Below are 13,759 nucleotides of genomic sequence, written 5' to 3'. Positions count from 1 at the left end.
TTTTAACAGTCCTGACGAGACGAGGAGACCCATGCGACTGATCCTTCTGGGCGCACCCGGCGCCGGCAAAGGCACCCAAGCTGCCTTCATCTGCAAGCAATTCGGCATTCCGCAGATCTCCACCGGCGACATGCTGCGCGCCGCCATCAAGGCCGGCACGCAAATGGGCCTGGCTGCCAAGGCCGTCATGGATTCGGGCGCCCTGGTCAGCGACGACATCATCATCGGCCTGGTCAAGGAGCGCATCGCCCAGGACGACTGCGCCAAGGGTTTCCTGTTCGACGGCTTCCCCCGCACCATCCCCCAGGCCGACGCGATGAAGGCCGCCGGCGTCAAGCTGGACTATGTGCTCGAGATCGACGTGCCCTTCGACGCCATCATCGAGCGCATGAGCGGCCGCCGCGTGCATGTGGCCTCGGGCCGCACCTATCACGTCAAGTTCAACGCCCCCAAGGTGGAAGGCAAGGACGACGAGACGGGCGAGGAACTGATCCAGCGCGAGGACGACAAGGAAGAGACGGTCAAGAAGCGTCTGGACGTCTACTCCGCGCAAACTCGGCCCCTGGTCGACTACTACTCGCAATGGGCCGCCACCGGCGATGCCAATGCCCCCAAGTACCGCCGCATCGAAGGCGTGGGCTCGGTCGACGACATCATGAAGAAGGCACTGGCCGCACTGGCCTGAGCACGACGCTTCGGAACAAAGCCGCGGCGCGAGAGCCCGCGGCTTTTTTGTGCTTCACAATTGACGTTTACGTCAACCAATCAACCCAGGAGATCCTCATCATGGAAATCGCAGGCAAGGTGTTCATCGTCACCGGCGGCGCCTCGGGCCTCGGCGAAGGCACGGCGCGCATGCTGGCTGCCAATGGCGCCAAGGTCGTCATCGCCGACCTGCAGGTCGAGCGCGGCGAGGCCGTGGCCAAAGAGCTCGGCGGCGTCTTCGTCAAGTGCGACGTCAGCCAGGAGGCCGATGGCCAGGCCGCCGTTGCTGCCGCAACCAGCCTGGGCAAGCTGATGGGTTTGGTCAATTGCGCCGGCATCGCGCCGGCCATCAAGACGGTGGGCAAGGACGGCGCGCATCCGCTGGCGTCGTTCAGCAAGACCATCACGGTCAACCTGATCGGCACCTTCAACATGATCCGCCTGGCCGCCGAGGCGATGAGCAAGAACGAGCCGGAAGCCACCGGCGAGCGCGGCGTGATGATCTCGACGGCCTCCGTGGCCGCCTACGACGGCCAGATCGGCCAGGCGGCCTATGCGGCCTCCAAGGGCGGCGTCGTCGGCATGACCCTGCCCATCGCCCGCGACCTGGCGCGCAACGGCATCCGCAACATGACCATCGCCCCCGGCATCTTCGGCACGCCTATGCTGTTCGGCATGCCCCAGGAAGTGCAGGACGCGCTGGCCACCAGCGTCCCCTTCCCGAGCCGCCTGGGCAAGCCTGAGGACTACGCCAAGCTCGTGCACCAGATCGTCACCAACGACATGCTGAACGGTGAAGTCATCCGCCTGGACGGCGCGATCCGCATGGCGCCGAAGTGAGCCCCCTCGTCCAGTCCCGCGGCGCTGCACGCGCGCGGGCCTGACCGGGACCACGCTGCGGCCAGAGGCCGCAGCGCTTCGGCAGGCACGGCGAGTCCTCAGGACTCGCCATGTCCGGCCTCAGCCCCCGAGGGGACGGCGATGCTTCCGGCATTGAGCCGGAAGCACATCGCCAAGCGGGCCGGCTCGGTGAACTGGAGTCGGACACAAGCAGTCCCTGCGGACTGCTTGTGCCTACGGAAGGCCATGGGCCTCTGGCCCGTGGCAGGCCCAACGCTCGGCCCGGAGTACGAATACCGCGCAGCAATGAAAAAAGGCCTGGTTCGCACCAGGCCCTTTTGTTTGGCGATTCGCTGGATCAGCGCTTGCGGGATTGGATCATCCACAGGCGGGCCAGGTCGGCGGCGCCTTCCGTGCCCTTGACCGACTTCCAGGCGGCTTGCGCCTTGGCGCCTTCGCCGCCGAGGTGGTAGGCCAGGCCGAGGTAGAGCTTGGCGTCCTCGGGACGCTTCAGATTGCCCTTGTCGATGCCTTGCTGGATCTGCTCGACACCCTTCTTGGCATTGCCACCGAAGGCATTGGCCAGGCCCAGCGTGACCAGGGCATTGCCGTCCTTGGCGTCGGCCGCGGCCTTCTCGTTGACGGCGGCAGCGGCCTTGGCCTCGCCGATCTTCTTGACCATCAGATCAGCCAGGCGCTTGTGGCGGGCGCCTTCGGCACCCTGGCCCAGCACGCCGGCAGCCAGGCCCTTGTCGACGACCTGCTTGCCCTCTTCCGGATAACCGGCCTGGGCGGCCAGCTGGGCCATTTCCATGTAGTCCTCGGCGCCACGCGACATGTTGCCGGTGGCCAGGCGCAGACGGTAGAGGTCCAGCGCATAGCGGCTGCCGTCGAAGCTCTTCTTCTCCGGCAGGCCGCCGAGGATCTGGGCCCACAGCTTGGGATCGGGGTAGTAGTTCAGCAGCTTCTCGGTCGCGAGGGCCTCAGCGCTCGCGTCGCCCTTCTTCTGCGCCGCCCAGAGCAGATTGGTGAGCTTGTCCTTCGCCGGAGCGCGGCCGGTCTTCTCATCGGCCTGGATCTCGGCCAGCGTGTCCTTCAGGAAACCCGACACGTCGCCCGACTTGAACTGGGCTTGCTGCTGCACCTGCTTGACCGTCGGGCTGTTGCCACCGGCCGCGAAGTACTTGTTGGCCCATTCCAGCGCCTTGGCCGCGTTGTTGCCGCGCAGATAGGTGCCCGCAATGGCTTCCATGTACTGCAGTTGCTGAGCCTGTCCCAGCTTGCCGGCACCCTTCAGCGCCTCGAAGGAACGCACCATCGTGTCGGGCTCGTTCGCGCCCATGGCGGCAGAGAAACGCACGCCTTCGATGGCGTTGTTCTCGCCAGGCGTGCGGCCGCCGACGGCTTCCGCGTCACGCAGCTTGGCCAGGGCTTCCTTGTACTTGCCAGCCTTGACGAACTTGCTGGCGTCGGTCAGCGGCGTGCCGACTTCCTTGCGCACGCTGTCCTGGGCAGCCGCCTGGCTGAAACCGAACTCGGCGCCGGGCGCGCCGTTCAGGGACAGGGCCAGGGCGCCAACGGCGACAGCCACCATGGTTTTCAAAGTCTTCAATTTGCTCTCCTGCAAGCAAAAACGCGCCACCCTTTCGGGCAGCGCGCGTTCAACGTATCAGCGGTTGGGCGGGCTGACCTGAGTCTGCGTCACTTGACGTATTGCTCGTTACCAACCATGCCCATCTTCTTGACACTGTTGCGCTGGGCCGAGGCCATCACCGCAGCAACGACACCGTAGTCCACCAGCTTGTTCGGCTTGATGTGGATTTCAGGCTGGTCGCTGATCGGCATGACACCGATTTCCTGCATCTTGGCGTTCACGGCGTCGATGTTCGGCAGTGCGTTCTCGTCCCAGTACACGGTGCCGTCGAAGTCGATCAAGACCGTGTGCACGACCGGGTCTTGCAGCGGCTGCTTGTCGCTCGGCGGCGGCATGTCGAGGTTGACAGTGTGCAGCTGGATCGGGATGGTGATGATGAGCATCACCAGCAGCACCAGCATCACGTCAATCAGCGGCGTCGTGTTGACGTCCATCATGACTTCGGGCTCAGCGCTGCCCGACGAGCTTCCGACATTCATTCCCATATTCGACTCCTGGGATCAGCCGCCACGAGCCGGAGGCTCGGTGACGAAGTTGATCTTCATGATGCCGGCGCGCTGGCAGGCGAAGATCACACGACCGACCGACTCATAGCGGGACTTGTCGTCGCCGCGAATGTGCACCTCGGGCTGCGGGTTCTTGACCGATTCCTTGCCGAGGCGCTTGACCAGCTCCTCCATGTCAGGAATGGCTTTCGTACCCCAATAGACTTCGCCGTCCTTGGCGACCGAGATTTCGATGTTTTCCGGCTTGGTGACGCGGATCAGGTTGGTCTCCTTGGGGAGATTCAACGCGATCGATTGCGTCACCACCGGCACGGTGATGAGGAAGATGATCAGCATCACCAACATCACGTCCACGAGGGGCGTGGTGTTGATGGTTGCAACAACTTCGTCCTCGCCGGAGGAAGATCCGACGTTCATGCCCATGGCATTGGCTCCTTTACGAGCGGCAGCTCAGGGATTAGCGCTTGGCGACGGCGCGGTTGCCCATCAGCACGCCGTGCAGATCACCGGCGAACGAGCGGACCTGGCTCATGACGGCCTTGTTGCGGTTGACCAGCCAGTTGTAGCCCAGCACGGCGGGAACGGCGACGACCAGACCGATGGCGGTCATGATCAGAGCGGCGCCCACGGGGCCGGCGACCTTGTCGATGGAAGCCTGGCCGGCTTGGCCGATGGCGGTCAGGGCGTTCAGGATGCCCCACACGGTACCGAACAGGCCGATGAAGGGCGAGGTCGAGCCGACGGTAGCCAGGAAGCCCAGGCCGGAGGAGATCTTGGTGTTGACGTCGGCAACGGCGCGGTCGACGTTCATCGTGACCCAGCTGCTGTGATCGATGTTCTCGGTCAGGGCGCCTTCATGGTGCTCCGAGGCCTCGATGGCGGCGGTGGCGATGTAGCGGAAGGCGCTTTCTTCCTTCAGGCTGCGGACGCCATCAGCCAGGCTGGCCTTCTTGAAGAAGGTGGCGCGGACTTCCTTGGCTTCGGACGACAGCTTGCTGGTGTCCCACAGGCGGACCACCAGGATGTACCACGAGCCCATGGACATGATGGCCAGAATGGCCAGCACGACCTGGTCGACGATGTTGCCGTGAGCAACGATGTTGCCCAGGCTGTAGGGGTTGTCAGCAGGCTTGGAGGCGGCTGCGGCGGGCGCAGCAGCGGCGTCAACGGCGGAGGCGGCTTCAGCCGGCTTCGAATCTTGAGCGTGGACGGGCGAAACAGCCAGGGTCGCGGCCATGGCGATGGCGGCCAGGAAGCCGGTGATGCGAGAAATCATGGAGTCAACTCCTAGGAAAAATTCTGGTTTGATGCGGTTCTGAATGCGCCGGTCTGGCGCCGGGTTCAAAGCGGGGTCTCTTATTCGATCTTGAACTGGAACTCCTGCTCGAACACGTGATCGCCCGGGCATTCGTAGGTGTCCTGCAGCGTCTGGGTAATCGCCTGCGTCATTGCGCGCTGAGCCTTGCGGTCAACGCCGCCACGCAGAGGCGTGATTTCGACGGAGGTCACGCGGCCGGCCTTCACGGTCGCCACGGCCTTGTAGAGGGCTTCGCCGCTCCAGTTGACCGAAGGCACCTCGGGCTTGCCCATCTTGGTGCAAACCATGCCGGCCGTGATCTTGCCCGCAGGCTTCGGCGTCGGCGCAGCAACCGGGGCCGGCGGCGGGGCCGGACGGATCTCGGACACGGCCGGCGGAGCGACCTGGGTGGTCGTCACCGCGGGCGTCGGCGGCGCGGGTGCGGTCACCTGGAACTCAGGCGGCGGCACGAAAGGCGGAGGCGGTGCCTTGAGATCCGGAGGCGGCGGCACCACCTTCTCGGGCGGCGGCGGCGGCTTGACCTTCTCTTCGATCACCTTGACGTCGATGGGGCCGGTGACCTTCTTGACGATATCGCGAGCCAGACCGCTGGCCAGCGCGTAGATGGCCACGACGTGGATCAGGACGACGATGCCGAAGCCCGTGAACCGGGACGCGCCCTGCTTCTCCTGCGCAAAATTCATGCGCGCTCCTTCTTGCAACTACAAATCACAGTCAATGACTCTTTTCGGACAAGCGGCCACTGTCACGGCGGAGGTTGCGTTCCATCCGTGAACGGGTTCCCGAAGGGCGTGCATTCTAGATCGCGGAGCGAACGATTCCGCCTCGTCGAAAACACGCAGTGCAGCCGGCGTGTAAGCCTCTTTACACCTGCTCGAGCCAAAAAAAACGCCCGGTGGCACTAGGGCCGTCGGGCACGCGTTTCTTCGCCACGAACCAGGCGCAGCAAAAAACCACACCTCCGGCCAAACCTGGCCTGCAAGCATCTTAGCTGGCGGTTTTGTCACCACTTCCTGGGGCTAACCCGGGCAAGCAGAACAGCTCGATTACATGCAACCAGACACAAAAAAAGCCGCGCCTTGCGGCGCGGCTCGGTCTCAACAACCCATCAATTCAAGCTCAGAAGAACTTGTAGTTGATGCGGCCGTAGAACTGGCGGCCCACCGGGTTGGCATAGGTCGCGTCATAGCCGGTCTGGAAGAACAGCTCGTTACGCGACGACGGCGGATCCTGGTCCAGCAGGTTCTTGATGCCGGCGGTCAGCGTCAGCGCCTTGGTCGGCTTGATGGCGAACTGGGCGTCCCAGGTCACGTAGGCCTTGACCGTGCGCGTGGCCGGGTAGTCTGCACCGATGGCGGCGGGGTTGGTGTAGTCGTCGTAGCTGTGCGTGTAGTTGTTGGTCAGCACGGCATCGAACATGCCGGTGGACCAGCTGCCGCTCAGCGAGTGCCTCCAGCGCGGGGTGGCGCCGAAGTCCTTGAACTTGCCCAGATCGCTGACCTTGGCCGCGCCGTTGTACTGGTAGCCGTGGGTGACGACCAGCGCGCCGTCGAAGTTCACGCCGAAGGTGCCCATCGACGACTTCATGCGGTGTTGCAGGCTGAAGTCGATACCCGAGGCGTAGAACTTGCCGTTGTTCTCATACGGCAGGTAGACGTAGGCCATCGGGAACCGGTTGTCCTGGCTGCCCTGCAGAGGATTGGCCTGGTTCGGGTCGTTCAGCGGGTCGAAGCGATAGATGAAGTTCTTGTAGGTGTTGGGATCGCTCAGCACCTGGATTTCAGACTTCGGCTGGATCGGGTCCTTGATCTCGACGTTCCAGTAGTCGACCGTCAGGGACATGTCCTTGACCGGCGAGAAGGCCAGGCCGGCAGAGAACTGGCGCGACTTTTCCGGACGGACGTTCTTGTTGCCTTCCAGGGCCGTCGTCAGCTGCACATTGCACTCGTTGACGAACTCTTCCAGGTAGTAAGCCTGGTTGTTGAACGTCGAGTTCGGCAGGGGGTTGCCGCCCGGGCAGCGGATCGGGTCGCTCCAGTTGGCGGCCGTGTTGTTGCCAACGGTGAAGGGGCGCAGGTTCTCATACAGCGTCGGGGCGCGATAGCCCTTGGCGACCGAGCCGCGGATGACCATGTCCTTGGTCGGCTGGTAGCGCAGGCTGGCCTTGGGGCTGAAGCTGTTGAAGCTGGTGCCGAAGCTGTTCTTGTAGTTGTCGTAGCGGGCCGACAGGTTGGCTTCCAGGTTCTTGACGACCGGGATGTTGACTTCGCCGAACACGCCATAGACCTTGCGGCTGCCGGTCACGCCCGGGATGGGGCCGCTGCCGCCGACTTCGTCGCCGCTGGCCAGCACGGGCTCAGACAGCTGGTCCAGCTTCTCGTCGCGATAGTTCGCGCCGACAGCCATGGACAGCGGGCCGGCAGCCAGTTCCATCAGGTCGCGCGAGACGCGGAAGTCGATTTCCGTCGACTTGGAGTCAGCAGCCTGTTGGCGGCCGGTCAGCAGGGCGCTGTCCAGAGCGGCCTTGCTGACGGCATCCTGGGCGCCGAAGACGTTGATCTGACCGGCGGCCACCAGGGGCGTCAGCTTGGCGTAGCTGTACTTGCCCGGGCCGAAGAAGATCTCGCCCTTGTTGCGCGAGTAGACGACGGCGGTGTCGTAGTCCCAGCCGGCCAGCGTGCCGCGGGCGCCGAGCAGGAAGCGGTCAGTTTCGGTTTCGGTGATGTCCGAACGGCCGCCACCGGCCACCGTACGCCAGGTGCCGCCGATGGCACCGGTCGGGGTGACAGCCATGTCGTTGGCCAGCACGGTTGCCGCGCCCAGCACGGTGCCGTTGGGCATCACATAGCCGGCGGGCAGCGTCATGCCCTTGGGCAGCGTGATCGACTTGGGATAGAAGCGGCCGTTGGCCGGGTAGCTCATGGCCACCGTGTAGGGCGCCGGCGAGTAGAAGGACTGCACGCGGTCGCGGTTGTGCATCGCTTCAGCGACGATCTGATTGTCAGCGTTCAGCTGGAACACCGCACGGCCGGCGATGTTCGCGCGCCACTGCTCGGGCACCAGGTCGATGAACTTGACGTAGTCGGTGCCGCACTGGGTGGGGCTGGCCGGCGCGCCGAAGGTGGCCAGGCCGAACTCGGGCGCATTGCAACCGAGGTAGCGCAGCGGGTTGACACCGGTGTAGCGGTTGCCGGCCGTGTCGGTGAAGTTCAGGTTGGGGATGCCGTTGCGCGGCGAGGACTTGTTGATGCCCAGGTCGGGACGGACAGCCGAGTTGGCGAAGCTGCGGTCCTTGGCCTTGACCGGCTGGACCTCTTCCTTGCCGGCCGTGATCATCACGTTGAAGCGGTCGCGGCTCAGGTCGCCGAAACCGGCGGCGGTGCTGACGTTGCTGACGTTGCCGCCAATCGTCTCGGACTTGTACTCGCTCCAGGTGACTTCAGCGCCCTGATAGTCCTTGCGCAGGATGAAGTTGATGACGCCGGCGACGGCGTCGGCGCCGTAGATCGACGAAGCGCCGTCGCGAACGACTTCAACGCGCTCGACAGCGGCCAGGGGGATGGAGTTCAGGTCAACGGGGTTGTTGCCGAAGGCGAAGTTGGCAACGCGGCGGCCGTTCAGCAGCACCAGCGTGTACTTGGCACCCAGGCCGCGCAGGTTGGCGGTGGCAGCGCCACCGGTGGCGCCCACGTTGTTGGCGACGACGTTGCCGCCGAAGCTGGAGGGGATCAGCTGCACGAGGTCTTGCACCGTCGTGGCACCGCTGCGGGCGATGTCTTCGCGGGTGACCGTCGAAATCGGCAGCGAGGTCTCGGCGGAGACGCGCTTGATGCTCGAGCCGGTAATCTCGATGCGTTCCAGCTTTTGAGCTTCCTGGGCCAGCGCGCTTGTTGCGGCCAGAGCCAGGATGGCGCTAGTGATGGTGGTTGTTTTGAACATGGACACTCCTGAAGGGATGGACGCCCGCCTTTGTGGTGAGGCGATGCTGGCCCGGATAGGGCCAATCCTTGGCCTGAGCGATCGGCTCAGATTTGGGGTGCCGGAAGTTTGTGCGGGCGCAACATGAGCCCCGCCCCGTAGATGCCCCTAGGGCGCCGCTGGACCGCCGTAAGCCCTTGATGCACAAGGGTTTCCTGGAGTTACGAGGCCTAGAGTGAAACCCCTATGCGTTGTCGGCACGCGACGCGATCCCGCCAAACCGCAAGCCCCCTGCCGGTAAAGCTTGCGTAAAGCTGTCGTGAAGCTGTCTGAGAAATTCGTCACATTTCATGGCCCGCGGCAGAACTTGCGGGCCATGCCATCAGTGATGGTGGTGGCCGTGATCGCAGTCTTCGCCGCAGTCACCGTCATGGTGATGCGCGCCATGCGCCAGGCGCGGGTCAGACTGCCAGCCGAGGATGGCCTCACGGCCCTGCACATAAAGCTCCACCGTGCCACCCACCGGCAGGCAGATCTTGGTGCGGATGTGGCCGAAAGGCAGGCCGGTCAGCACCGGCGTCTTCGTGCGCGAGCGCAGCGCAGCCACGGCGTCCTTGATGCCATAGCCCTTGTCCAGCGGCGATCTGGCGGCGCCGCTGAAGTCGCCCAGCAGCACCGCCGCCTGCGCGTCGATGACACCGGCCTGCTGCAGCTGCAGCAACATGCGCTCGACGCGGTAGGGGTGCTCGTTGATGTCTTCCAGGAACAGGATGCCGCCCTTGACCTTGGGCCAGTGCGGCGTACCCAGCAGCGAGCACAGCACGGTCAGGTTGCCGCCCCAGAGCCGTCCGCGCGCCTCCAGGCCATCGAAACCGCCGGTGGGCTCGCGAAAACCCACGGCCTCCAGCGCACCGCTCATGGCTTCGAGGAAACAGTCGCGCGTGACCTCGTCGACGCCGCCGTCGGCCTCGCTGCGGCCGAAGTCGTCGCAGGCCAGCGGGCCCGCCCACATCGACAAGCCCCCCTTCTTGGCGGGATCGCGGGCGATCAGGCCGTTCTGCAGCGCGGTGAGGTCGCTGTAGCCGACCCAGCGTGTGCCCTGCTCGACGCTCTTGGCGATGCGACCCCAGTCGAGCTGGTCCAGCAGGCGCGTCAGGCCGTAGCCGCCGCGCGTGGCCAGGGCAATTGAGGGTGCGGCATCGGCAATGCGATGCAGGGCCGCCAGCCGCGTCGCATCGTCGCCGGCAAAGCGCTGGTGCCTGGACAGCGCGTCCGCATCGATGCTGACCTCGAAGCCGAGCTGCGTCAGCCGCTTGGCCGCGCGCTTGAGGTTCTCGGCCTTGGCGAGCACGCCCGACGGTGTGAAGAGGGTCAGCGCGGTCATGAAGGATCCAGTTCGGTGGCTTCGCCGGTCGGGATGATGCCTCGGCGTTCAGCGCGGCGGGCCCGGGCGGCCTCGCGGCGTTCGGCAAAGAAGTCGCGCAGCAGCTGGGCCGAAACGTCGGACATCAGTCCGCCTTCGATGCGCGTGTGGTGATTCAGCAAGGGCTGGCCGAACAGGTCGATGACGGAACCCGCCACGCCGGTCTTGGGATCGGCCGCAGCGAAGACGACGCGCTTGAAGCGGGCATGCATCAGCGCCATCGCGCACATCGCGCAGGGCTCCAGCGTCACGAAGAGCTCGCACTCGGGCAGGCGGTAGTTCTCCAGCAGCGTCGCCGCATGGCGCAGGGCGACGATCTCGGCATGGGCCGTCGGGTCGTGCGTCGTGATGGGGCGGTTGTAGCCGGTGGCGATGATCTGGCCGGCTCGCACGATGACGGCGCCCACCGGCACCTCGCCCACCAGCCAGGCGTTGTGGGCCTGGTCCAGCGCCTGGCGCATGGCGAATTCGTCGGTCGGCGTGAAGATCGGGGTCGGCTCGCTCATCGGGCCGGCAGTTTAGGCCCGGGCTTCAGAGGGAAGCGGCGGAACGCGACGCCTGGTCATAGAGCCCCGACAGAAGGCGCATAAGCTGAGCGCAGTCGCCGATGTCCTGGTTCTGCTGGCCGCTGTCGGCCAGGGCTTCCATCAGGCAGCGCTCGCGCACCTCGCGATAGGCCTCGCACAAGGCCTGGCCCTGCTCGGTCGTCGAATAGAAGGCCTCCTTGCCGACCTTCTCGCTCTGCACCAGGCCCATGCCCACCAGCTTGCGCAGCGAATAGGCGACGACATGGGTGTCCTCGACGTTCAGCACGAAGCAGATGTCGGCCAGCTTCTTCTGCCGGTCGCGGTGGTTGACGTGATGCAGCAGCGACACGTCCAGGGCCGCCAGGTCCTTCATGCCGGCGGCCGCCATGCAGCGCACCATCCAGCGGTTGAAGGCATTGCCGACGACGATGAGGCCGAACTCGAACTCCGACAGCTCGGCGCTCTTGTCGGAGACCAGGTGCGAGGACGACACGATGCTGCGAACCATGATTGACATCATAAGCACGAGTCGAATACAAATCGTATACGTTTTACAGAAATACAGATGAGCGCCACGCCACCCGACCTGCTGATTCGCCCACTGGGCGAGGCAGCGCTGTGCTGCACGGTCGACGGCGCCATCGACCTCGGGTATCAGCAGCGCATCTGGCAGCTCGCCGCCGGCCTGGCCCAGACCCAAGGCGTGCTCGACCTGATCCCGGGCATGAATAACCTGACCCTGACCTTCGACCCGCTGACCGCCGACAGCGCGGCGCTCGAACAGGCCGCCCTCACCTTGTGGGCTGGACCGCTGCAACAGCAGCAGGCCGGCCGCCTCATCGAGATCCCGGTGCATTACGACGGCCCCGACCTCACCGACGTGGCCTCCCATTGCGGCCTGTCGCCCGAGGAGGTCGTGCAGCGCCACACCGCCGCCCATTACGTCGTCTACTTCATCGGCTTCCAGCCCGGCTTTGCCTATCTGGGTGGCCTGGACCCGGCCCTGCACACGCCACGCCGCGCCGAGCCGCGCACGGCGGTGCCGGCCGGCAGCGTCGGCATCGGCGGCGCCCAGACCGGCATCTATCCGCTCGTGACGCCGGGCGGCTGGCAGTTGATCGGCCGCACCGCCCTGCCCCTCTTCGATCCCCAGGCCGAGCCGCCCACGCTGCTGGCGCCGGGCGACCGCGTGCGCTTCATCGCGGAGGGCGCGTGATCGAGATCCTGCGTGCCGGCCCGCTGACGACGGTGCAGGACCTCGGCCGCGACGCCTGGCGCGACCGCGGCATCAGCCGCTGCGGCGCGATGGACGATCTGGCCCTGAGCTGGGGCAATCTGCTGGCTGGCAACGAGGCAGGCGCGGCGGGGCTTGAGTTCACCCTCGGCCCGGCGACGCTGCGCTTCAACGCGGGCTGCTGCATCGCCCTCACGGGCACCGATGTCGACGCCAGCCTCGACGGCCGCCCACTGCGGCCCTGGTGGCGCCAGCGCGTGCAGGCTGGCCAGACACTCAGGCTCGCCGCGCCGCGCGAGCGCATGCGCAGCTATCTCTGCATCTCGGGCGGCATCGCCCTGCCCCCGGCCCTGGGCTCGCTCAGCACCGACCTGAAGGCCGGCTTCGGCGGGCTCGGCGGCCGAAGCCTGCGCGATGGCGATGTGCTGCCTCTGGCGGTTCCCGAACGACTGCCCGCACGCAGCATCGGCATCCGGGCACCCGACTGGGATGCCAGCGTGCGCGTGCTGCCCGGCCCCGAGCACGAGGACTTCGCCGCGGCCGCTCGCGAGGCCCTGTGGGCCGCCGACTGGCAACTCACGCCACAGAGCAACCGCATGGGCTTTCGGCTGGCCGGCCCCGCGCTGCAGCGCGAGCGCGGCGGCGAGCTGGCCTCGCATGGCGTGCTGCCCGGCGTCATCCAGGTGCCGCCTGCGGGCCAGCCCATCGTGCTGATGGCCGATGCGCAGACCACCGGCGGCTATCCCAAGATCGGCGTCGTCATCCGCGCCGACCTGTGGAAGCTCGGCCAGCTGCCCCTGGGCAGCTCGCTGCGCTTCATGCCCTGCACCGTCGACGAGGCGCGCGCCGCGCTGCGCCAGCGCCGGACCGAGCTCGACCAACTGAGGACTGTCCTATGCATGTCGACCTGAATGCCGACCTCGGCGAAGGCGCGCCCGACGACGCCGAGTTGCTGGCCCTGGTCAGCTCGGCCAATATCGCCTGCGGCTGGCATGCCGGCGATGCGCGCCTGATGCAGGCCACCGTGGCCGCGGCGCTGGAGCGCGGCGTCGCCATCGGCGCCCATCCCAGCTACCCCGACCGCGAGAACTTCGGCCGCAGCGAGATGCAGCTGGCGCCAGCCGATGTGCGTGCCGATCTGATCTACCAGATCGGCGCCCTCGACGCCCTGGTGCGCGCGGCCGGCGGCCGTCTGCACCACGTCAAGCCCCATGGCGCCCTCTACAACCAGGCGGCGCGCGACCCGGCCCTCGCCGACGCCATCGCCGCCGCCGTGCTCGATGTGAATCCCTCACTGGCCGTCTACGGCCTGGCCGGTGGCGAATTGCTGAAGGCCGCCGAGCGCGCCGGCCTGCGCGCCGTGGCCGAAGTCTTTGCCGACCGCGGCTACCGCGCCGACGGCAGCCTGGTGCCGCGCAGCCAGCCCGGCGCCTTCGTCGAAGACACAGCCGAAGCCGTCGCCCGCACGCTGCGCATGGTGCGCGACGGCGTCGTGCAGGCCGTGACCGGCGAGATCGTGCCGCTGCAGGCCGAGACCATCTGCCTGCATGGCGACGGCGCCCACGCCCTCGCCTTTGCCCGCGCCTTGAACCAAGCCCTCACTCAAGCCGGCGTCGCACTGCGCGCCTGACATG

The 13,759-nt window shown here is 66.1% G+C and carries 14 protein-coding genes; 5 read left to right on the top strand and 9 right to left on the bottom strand.

The window, feature by feature from the left end; genetic code table 11:
* The first annotated feature begins 31 nt into the window (after positions 1–31).
* The gene (adk, locus tag AC07OY_RS06345) at positions 32–685 is read left to right on the top strand and encodes an adenylate kinase (RefSeq protein ID WP_495041668.1); all 654 of its coding nucleotides are present in this window, start codon (positions 32–34) and stop codon (positions 683–685) included.
* A gap of 101 nt (positions 686–786) precedes the next feature.
* Positions 787–1,545 (top strand): 3-hydroxyacyl-CoA dehydrogenase, encoded by a 759-nt coding sequence (locus AC07OY_RS06340; RefSeq protein ID WP_495041667.1) that lies wholly within the window; start codon positions 787–789, stop codon positions 1,543–1,545.
* A gap of 358 nt (positions 1,546–1,903) precedes the next feature.
* Here AC07OY_RS06340 and AC07OY_RS06335 read toward each other — a convergent pair whose 3' ends face one another.
* The 9 genes from AC07OY_RS06335 to AC07OY_RS06295 form a co-directional block, all read right to left on the bottom strand.
* Positions 1,904–3,157, bottom strand: a complete 1,254-nt coding sequence (locus AC07OY_RS06335; protein ID WP_495041666.1) for a hypothetical protein — start codon at positions 3,155–3,157, stop codon at positions 1,904–1,906.
* 89 nt (positions 3,158–3,246) lie between these two features.
* A complete protein-coding gene (locus AC07OY_RS06330; protein ID WP_495041665.1) occupies positions 3,247–3,684 on the bottom strand; it encodes an ExbD/TolR family protein in 438 nt (145 codons plus the stop codon).
* A gap of 15 nt (positions 3,685–3,699) precedes the next feature.
* Positions 3,700–4,128, bottom strand: a complete 429-nt coding sequence (locus tag AC07OY_RS06325) for an ExbD/TolR family protein (RefSeq protein ID WP_495041664.1) — start codon at positions 4,126–4,128, stop codon at positions 3,700–3,702.
* A 34-nt stretch (positions 4,129–4,162) separates the two neighbouring features.
* Complete coding sequence (locus AC07OY_RS06320; protein ID WP_495041663.1) at positions 4,163–4,981, bottom strand: MotA/TolQ/ExbB proton channel family protein; 819 nt, start codon at positions 4,979–4,981, stop codon at positions 4,163–4,165.
* 80 nt (positions 4,982–5,061) lie between these two features.
* Positions 5,062–5,706: an energy transducer TonB gene (locus AC07OY_RS06315; protein ID WP_495041662.1), complete on the bottom strand. Its 645-nt coding sequence runs from the start codon at positions 5,704–5,706 to the stop codon at positions 5,062–5,064.
* A 436-nt stretch (positions 5,707–6,142) separates the two neighbouring features.
* Positions 6,143–8,962: a TonB-dependent receptor plug domain-containing protein gene (locus AC07OY_RS06310; protein ID WP_495041661.1), complete on the bottom strand. Its 2,820-nt coding sequence runs from the start codon at positions 8,960–8,962 to the stop codon at positions 6,143–6,145.
* Positions 8,963–9,323: 361 nt separating this feature from the next.
* On the bottom strand, positions 9,324–10,325 hold the full coding sequence (locus AC07OY_RS06305) for an LD-carboxypeptidase (protein WP_495041660.1): 1,002 nt from the start codon (positions 10,323–10,325) through the stop codon (positions 9,324–9,326).
* Positions 10,322–10,870, bottom strand: coding sequence for a tRNA adenosine(34) deaminase TadA (gene tadA, locus AC07OY_RS06300; RefSeq protein WP_495041659.1), 549 nt, complete (start codon positions 10,868–10,870; stop codon positions 10,322–10,324). Before tadA ends, AC07OY_RS06305 begins: the two co-directional genes overlap by 4 nt.
* A gap of 25 nt (positions 10,871–10,895) precedes the next feature.
* Positions 10,896–11,408: a winged helix DNA-binding protein gene (locus AC07OY_RS06295; RefSeq protein ID WP_495041982.1), complete on the bottom strand. Its 513-nt coding sequence runs from the start codon at positions 11,406–11,408 to the stop codon at positions 10,896–10,898.
* Between the two features lie 48 nt (positions 11,409–11,456).
* Between AC07OY_RS06295 and pxpB the strand changes: the two genes are divergently transcribed.
* From pxpB to pxpA, 3 genes are read left to right on the top strand one after another with little or no spacing between them, the layout of a single operon-like run.
* Entirely contained in the window at positions 11,457–12,107 is a 651-nt protein-coding gene (gene pxpB, locus AC07OY_RS06290; RefSeq protein ID WP_495041658.1) for a 5-oxoprolinase subunit PxpB, read from the top strand.
* A complete protein-coding gene (locus tag AC07OY_RS06285; protein ID WP_495041657.1) occupies positions 12,104–13,036 on the top strand; it encodes a 5-oxoprolinase subunit C family protein in 933 nt (310 codons plus the stop codon). The genes pxpB and AC07OY_RS06285 overlap by 4 nt, the downstream gene beginning before the upstream one ends.
* On the top strand, positions 13,021–13,755 hold the full coding sequence (gene pxpA, locus AC07OY_RS06280; RefSeq protein ID WP_495041656.1) for a 5-oxoprolinase subunit PxpA: 735 nt from the start codon (positions 13,021–13,023) through the stop codon (positions 13,753–13,755). The genes AC07OY_RS06285 and pxpA overlap by 16 nt, the downstream gene beginning before the upstream one ends.
* Positions 13,756–13,759: the final 4 nt, after the last annotated feature.

The sequence above is a fragment of the Roseateles sp. GW821-FHT09H10 genome, assembly GCF_059415865.1.
The sequence above is the reverse complement of the archived record's forward strand: the minus strand, read 5'-3'. Positions and strand labels throughout refer to the sequence as shown.